We start from the raw sequence: 7,357 nt of genomic DNA on the forward strand, positions 1-7,357 counted from the left end.
TGCGCAAGGCCTGTGTCTTGCACTGGGTTTGATATTCTCTTCTGCATTGTGTCAGGCGCAGCAAATTGATCTGGGTGTGGCCGGACAATATTCCGCATTCATCTTTGGTAATGTCAGCAATATCACCAACGTCGATGGCCGTCTGGCAGTGGGCGGCATACTCAATACCCCTGGTGGCACGGTTGGTGGCAGCGTCAACTACAACGACACCAACCCCGTCATGGTGGTTGCCGGTAACCTGACTTCCTACGGTGGCAGTCTTGGTAATAACAAAAACAATGCGTATGCCGTGTATGCAGGTACCCTGGGTTCCAAGGCCGCGACCTATCTTGATTTCCGCAAGGTCGCCTTCAGCCCCATCGATTTCGATGCTGAACGCACCTACCTGAACGTCTTGTCGCAGCAAATAAAAAGCATGCCAGCAACGGGTACCGTCAGCCAGGTCTATGCCAAGGTCACCCTGACAGGCAGCAACCGCGATGTAGAAATCTTTAACCTGACGGCAGACCATGTCGCCAGCACCCATGACTTCGCACTGGCGAACATTAAACAAAGTGCCTACATCATCCTGAATGTCGCCAGCGACAGCCAGCGCACCCTCAAGTTTGGCATCACCATGACAGAACTCATCAACCGTAACAGCAAAGTACTCGTCAATATGTACGATACCGAATTGCTCAATTTGAATAATTCCGGTTTCTTTGGCAGCATCCTCGCCCCCTTTGCCTGCATCAAGAACTCTGGCGGCAAGGTAGAAGGTACGGTCATTGCCGCTAGTTGGGATACCAATCTGGCTGTCGGCTCCACGCTGTTCGTGCCGACCAATTAAGTCTGCAGGCTTTAAGCAAAACAAGACCGTCTCAACAGACAGTCTCAAAAATATCAAGCATTAAACAAGCGACCCAATCGCTTGAATGACCCTTTAAGAAGAGTACACCATGTTCCGTAATATCACTGTACAGCGCGCCATCTCCAGCCTGGTTTTAGTCACCTTCAGCAGCCTGACGCTCTATCCATGTGCTGTATCAGCCCAGGCGCGTGCTATTGCTGACCAGCTAAATAGTAGCGTAGGCGGCAGAAATACTGGAGCGCTGGCAACAGGCAACAACAGTAGTGCAGTCGCCAAACCGGCAAGCCCGGAAGAACGCCTGAGCCAGTTGCTTAAACAAATCCAGGATGACGTCAAGGCGACAGCACCAACGGTAGCGGCAGTCAGCAATACACCAGCCAAAGCAGGCCTGCTCGCTATGGCCGCAACAACCAATAGCAACACCACCTTGCTCAACCAGCGTGTCAGCAGCATACGCAGTGCCAACACACAGATCAAAGCAATCTACGGCGACATTGACCAAAGCTTCAAAGATACAGAGCAACACCTCAGAGATGCCAAGCTGCCTGCCGAGATACTGGCACGCCATCGCAAAGCTGTCAGTGACTACCAAAGCCGCCAGGGCGAGTTCAACAAAATTATGGACAGAGTGGTCCAGGCAGACGATAAAGGGCAGACCAGTGACCGCCAGACGGCCTTGACTGATCTGAGTGGTTTCATGGACAAATACCCCAATGCGAAGCCGCATCAATATACTGATCCTAACAAACTGCCATTTGGGAGCCCCAGCAACAAAGTCAGAAAACCGAATGAAAGCAAGGCTCAATACCAGGCTAACCTGTTCGAGCCCAAATCTGAGAAACTCATCCTCGCTGGTCCTCCAGTGAATGCACAAGGCTCAGCACAGTCATTTTTGCCCGCAATCCCAACTGCTCAAGATACTGCCGAGACAGAAGACGTACAACTGACACCTGCCATCAAGGCACAGGCTGCAGCCCTGAACAACAACCCAGTACAAATCTACAATTGGGTCAGGAATAACATCAGCTTCATCCCAAGTTACGGCAGCATACAAGGCAGTGAGTTGACGCTACAAAACAAGCGCGGCAATGCCTTTGATACAGCCAGTTTGCTGATTGCTCTGTACAGGTCAGCAGGCATCCCTGCACGTTACGTCTACGGGACAATTGATGTGCCAGCAGATAGAGTCATGAACTGGGTAGGTGGGGTGACCAAGATTGAGGCGGCACAAAGTCTGTTAGGGCAGGGCGGTATACCTAACACCGGGTTGATCAATGGTGGACAGATCAGCGCGATCAGGATGGAGCATGTGTGGGTGGAAGCTTTTGTGGACTACACGCCTAGTCGTGGTGCGGTCAATAAGAACCCGAATACCTGGGTGCCGATGGATGCTAGTTTTAAGCAGTATGAATTTACTGCGGGGATGGATATCAAGAATAAAGTACCGGTCAATAGCCAGGACTTGCTAGCGCAGATACAGCAAGGAGCAACCGTAAATGAGGCTGGTGGGTACGTACAAAATCTGAATCAGGTTAATTTGCAAACGCAGATGAGCAACTACCAGGTACAAATAGATAACTATATTAAGAGCCAAAAAGCCAATGCGACAGTTGGGGATGTATTGGGTACACAAAAGATTAAGGCTGAAGCCTATGGCGTTCTGTTGGGGACTTTGCCTTATAAAGTTGTTGCCACAGGTAGTGAGTTTCAGACACTGCCGGATAATTTGCGTTGGAAGTTTAAGACCAATCTATACCTAGCAGATGGTGTCAGCACCAGCGACAATGCTGTCATTGAACTGAATCAAAGTACTTCAAAGCTGGCAGGTAAGAAAATCACATTAAGCTTTGTGCCAGCGACGCAAGCCGATCAAGATTTGATCAACAGCTACATGCCCAAAACGCATACTGACGGCACACCAATTCAGTCGAATGAATTACCTACTTCTTTGCCAGGATATTTGTTGAATATGAAAGCTGAGTTTAGAGTAGATGGTCAGATGATCGCTACTAGTAGCGGTAGTTTCACGATGGGCAGTTCGGTTAAGCAGGCGAATCAGTACTTCAATCCAAGTAGGGGAGATTGGGCTGGTGGTGATGATAACGATATTACAGTAGGTGAATATAATGCTATTGGCCTGGATTTACAAGGTATAAGTCCTGTGCAGCTTAAGGCCTTGCAAGATAAGATGATGGCCACAAAAAACAAGCTCGTGCAATTTCAACAGAATCCCAACGACCTTACTTCGGTAAATGGTGTCGGCAAAGAGGATCTTAATGCGGATTTCATATATATGGGTATATTGACTTATTTTGCGCACATTGATGCCAGTGATACTCTAAGTGCGCATACTACAAGTAATGTTGTGAACTTTCGGCAACCAAGCTATGGCCGTTTCTTGACTGTAGCACGGGCAAATTTTTACTTTGGCGTGGTAAAAACGGTTAATTTCCCTGGGGTGGAGATGGATGTAGATTATTTGCGTTATCACGTTGAAGCTAAAGACGGCAATAATGCGACCCGTTCCGGATATATGCTTCGAGTCGGCTCAAGAGGTTCTGCAGCAGAGCATGCGATTCCTGAGGCATTGTTTAAGGATCTGCATTTAGTGCCGAGTGACACAAGCCAACTTGAAGCTGTTTCTGCTGTCAAAGCCATACTCACGGCAACAAGCCAGGGGCAAAAAATTTACATCCTAAAGTCAAGCAATCAAGTAATTCACAATATGGTAATTCAAAGCTTACAAATTGACTCTGATGCGAAGGTGGATATTGCAAATGCTCTGTCCACTGGTATGGAGGTTACCGTGCATGAAAAGAATATCAATGTAGGTGGATGGATCGGGAGTGGATATATTGTAGTTGATCCTGATACAGGTGCTGGAGCATATAAAATTACTGGGGGAGCAAACGGAGGTGTTATTTGGTGGTTAGGAGCAATTAGTGGTGCAAGTATTGGTTTTGTACTGGGTATTGCATCATTTATAACCTCTGCTGCTGTCTTTGCAACAGTCGGTGCAGTAGCTGTATTCTGGATAGCAGTCCTTGCAATTGCCTTAGCAAGTGCGGCGTTAATAATTTCTAATTTATCAATTTTAAGTGATGAGGATAAAGCATGTTACCTAGGTGGTGTTTTGACGGGATTCGGAGTTACCGGTCTTCTTTCCATACCCGGATGGTTAGGTAAGTTGCTTGGAGTTTTAGGGATCGGAAATTCAGCATTCGTTCCTACAAGTACAATGACCCAATGCGGCGCTATTTAAGATTATTAAAAACACTTTTAAGGAGTTATCGATGAAGGTTTTTACTTCAGTCTTTGCATGGTGCAATGCATTAATTTTATTGTTACGGATTTTTTGGTCATATGTCTCAGTTAAGCCGTTTCCTCTTATTGGATACCAACATATTGATAATCATTATTTAGCATTTTTTGTTTCAATAATTGCAGTTTTTCTTGCAATTTTTATTTCCATGTCCTGGAAATTTACTTTGAATAATAAATGGATTTTCATAATAATTAGTTTTTGCTGTTTCTTAATAGCTGTTGCATTTATTTCTCCCGCATTTGGAATAGGATTTGCAACTCTTGCGATGCTTCTAAGGACAAAGAATTTAACAAAATAGGGACTTGTGTTCGGCGCTTGATTGACCAGAAACATGTTGCTGCTGCCCTGTTCAGTGTTCAGTTAAACCCAATTCCTCTGCCAGATCAGCATTTTTTGCAAAATCTGGCAAAGGTTTTGGTTCAATCGAATACTAAATTGATCATTTTTAATCATCGCGAGCAATAAAAGTTTCTCGCTCGATAAAAATTTGAGCGAATTATTTGATGGAAACGCGCACCACCCTGAACACCTAAAAATGTTCAAGATCGACAGCTATTTTGTTTTATTGGGTGTGGTTAACGCTGTAAATAGTAACCGGTCAGCAAACCATCCCATGCACTAACATACTGAACAGTTTTCTGGGCCGACGTGTAAGGATCAACACCAGACCACACCTCGACGAAAATTGGGTCAGGTCTTTCATTACGACAATTCCACGCCAAGGAAAAGCTTGAATGTAAAACCTGACGCCTTCTTTTTGTAACAACATCAAATACAAAGTTGGTTACGGCAGCCTGCAAGGCGCAGCACAGACCCTGCAAGCCAAGAGCGGCAACGACATCGATGCCGCCAGCTTGCTGATTGCGCTTAACCGCGCAGCAGGCATCCCCAGCCGCTACGTCTACGGCACAGTCGAAATCCCCACCCAAAGGCTGCTGAACTGGCTGCACGTCGACAACGTCAGCGCAGCCCAATCATTATTAAACCAGGCAGGCGTCCCCAACAAAGCCCTCCTCCAGGGCGCACAAGTTGCCGCCATCCAGGTCGAACACGTCTGGGTAGAAGCCTATGTTGACGCCAGCCCCAGCCGAGGCGCCCGCAACAACACCGCCAGCACCTGGCTGCCGCTCGACCCCAGCTTCAAACAACTCAGCTCCCAGCCCGCTTTAAACCTGCGCAGCAGCGTCAGTCTCAATGAAGCCGGTGTATTTGACATCGCCAAACAAGGTGCCAACTGCACCCCTGATTACGGACAAAGCCTCAACCAGGCCAACATCCAGAGTGCCTTCACCACCTACCAGAACCAGCTCAACCAGGTCCTCAGCCAGCAAGGTGCCGATCTCACCATAGGCAGTGTATTAGGCGGTAACGTCATCAGCGCCGAAAACTACGCCATCCTCATGGGCAGTTTGCCCTATAAAACCATCGTTAAAAGCGCCGCCTTCCAGGCCCTGCCTGCTAACTTGAAGGGCGCAGTACGCCTGCAAGTATTTGCCAGCAGCGCAGCACAAGCCCAGGGTACAACCACTGTCATCTATAACAGCAGCTACGCCGCCCTCGCAGGCAAACGCCTGACCCTCAGTTTTAGTCCCGCCACCCAGGCCGATGCCGACGTACTTGCCGCCTACCTGCCCAAAGCCCATGCCGACAACAGCCCCGTTAGCGCCAGCGAATTCCCGCTTAGCGTCCCCGGCTACCTCATCCAGGTCAAGGCAGAACTCCGCCTCGATGGCCAGGTCGTCGCCAGCGGTGGCAGCTTCACACTCGGCAGCGAACTCAGCGCCTCCATAGGCAGCTTCGAGCCCGCCAGTGGCGGCTGGAACGACAACAACTTCAGCGTCCATGCCGGTGACTACCACGCCATCGTCGCCGACACCCAAGGCATCAACCCCGCCCAACTGAACGCAGTACAACAAAGACTCGCCGCCACCCAGGCCAAGCTCAGCAGCCAGCCCGGCAGCGTGAGTCGCGACGACCTCACAGGCGACCTGCTGCACCAGACCATCCTCGCCTACTTCGCCACCACCGACGCCAATAGCGCCATCTTCCAGCGCGCCGCAGGTGTCGTAGAACAACGCCTGCCATCATTAGGCAGGGCAGTCGCACAAGCCATACCCGACATGACCCTGGGTCTCGTCAATAGTGTCTCCTTCCCCGGTGTCGCCCTCGACATTGACCGCCTCCAGACCGCAGTAGCAAATCAAACGGATGGCTTAAGTCCTGCCGCCTACACCCGCCAGAGCAACCAGCGCAATGTGGCCTATGCCCACATGGTATTAGAAAAGCACTACAGCCAGTCACAAAACCCCACCGCTGCCGCCTCACCGATACGTGTGCTCGCCAAGGCTGCCGCGCTGCCACAGGCACAACAACAAACTGTTTATGCAGTCACCAGCAGCAACCTGGCCGCCGCCCTGTTAAAACTTAACCTGACCAACAGCCAGTCCATTGATGTACAAAATGCTGTCGGTGCCGGTTACCGTGTCCTCGTCCCCCAAAGCCCGCAAACCATGAGCGGCTGGACAGGGCAGGCCATGCAGATTGAAAACATCCAGACCGGTGCCGGTGCCTACCGCCTGTCCGGCAATAATGGCAACACCACCGCCGCCATCCTCGCCACATCAGGTATGGGCATGGGCTGGCTCATGGCAGAACCCGCAATGGCAGCCGCCAGCACCACCCCCGCAATCAATGCCGCCAAAGCCTACGACACCGTCCTCGCCAGCATGTTGCCTGGCGGTGGCACTGACAATACCGACAGCGTGCGCTGGTCCTACTTCAGCGGCCAGGCCGACGTCGCCAGTGGCCTCTTCCTTGCCCGTCTGACTGGTGCACAAAGCAACAGCACCTGCGACAACCTCAGCGCCATCATCGCCGCCAACCTCGGCACCACCACCGCCTTTGATGGTGACCCCGGTGATATCGCCAGCGTCCCCGTCATCACCAGCGCGCCAGTCACCGCCGCTGTTGCTGGCCTGGCTTACCGCTATCCCGTTGCAGCCCAAGACCCCAAAGCTGCCACACTCAGCTACAGCCTCACCGATGCACCCAGTGGCATGAGCATCAGCAGCACCGGCGTGATCAGCTGGTCCAGCCCAGTGTTAGGCAGCTTCAACGTCACCCTACGCGCCGACAATGGCAAAGCCTATGCAGAACAACGCTACCTGCTCACCGTCAGTGAC

The 7,357-nt window shown here is 50.7% G+C and carries 4 protein-coding genes; 3 read left to right on the top strand and 1 reads right to left on the bottom strand.

The genetic code is table 11. The features are described from left to right. Together ACO0LG_RS29370 and ACO0LG_RS29375 are read left to right on the top strand one after the other, a co-directional pair. Window positions 1-829: choice-of-anchor A family protein (locus ACO0LG_RS29370; RefSeq protein ID WP_423032139.1), on the top strand; the 829-nt coding region annotated here is incomplete at its 5' end. 109 nt (window positions 830-938) lie between these two features. Then, entirely contained in the window at window positions 939-4,112 is a 3,174-nt protein-coding gene (locus ACO0LG_RS29375; RefSeq protein WP_423032141.1) for a transglutaminase-like domain-containing protein, read from the top strand. Window positions 4,113-4,265: 153 nt separating this feature from the next. Here ACO0LG_RS29375 and ACO0LG_RS29380 read toward each other — a convergent pair whose 3' ends face one another. Continuing rightward, on the bottom strand, window positions 4,266-4,508 hold the full coding sequence (locus ACO0LG_RS29380; RefSeq protein ID WP_423032143.1) for a hypothetical protein: 243 nt from the start codon (window positions 4,506-4,508) through the stop codon (window positions 4,266-4,268). Window positions 4,509-4,942: 434 nt separating this feature from the next. On the opposite strand from ACO0LG_RS29380, the gene ACO0LG_RS29385 reads away from it, so the two are divergent. Then, window positions 4,943-7,357: transglutaminase domain-containing protein (locus ACO0LG_RS29385; RefSeq protein WP_423032145.1), on the top strand; the 2,415-nt coding region annotated here is incomplete at its 3' end.

This window comes from Undibacterium sp. Ji42W, assembly GCF_049340405.1.
Classification (GTDB): Bacteria; Pseudomonadota; Gammaproteobacteria; order Burkholderiales; family Burkholderiaceae_D; genus Undibacterium.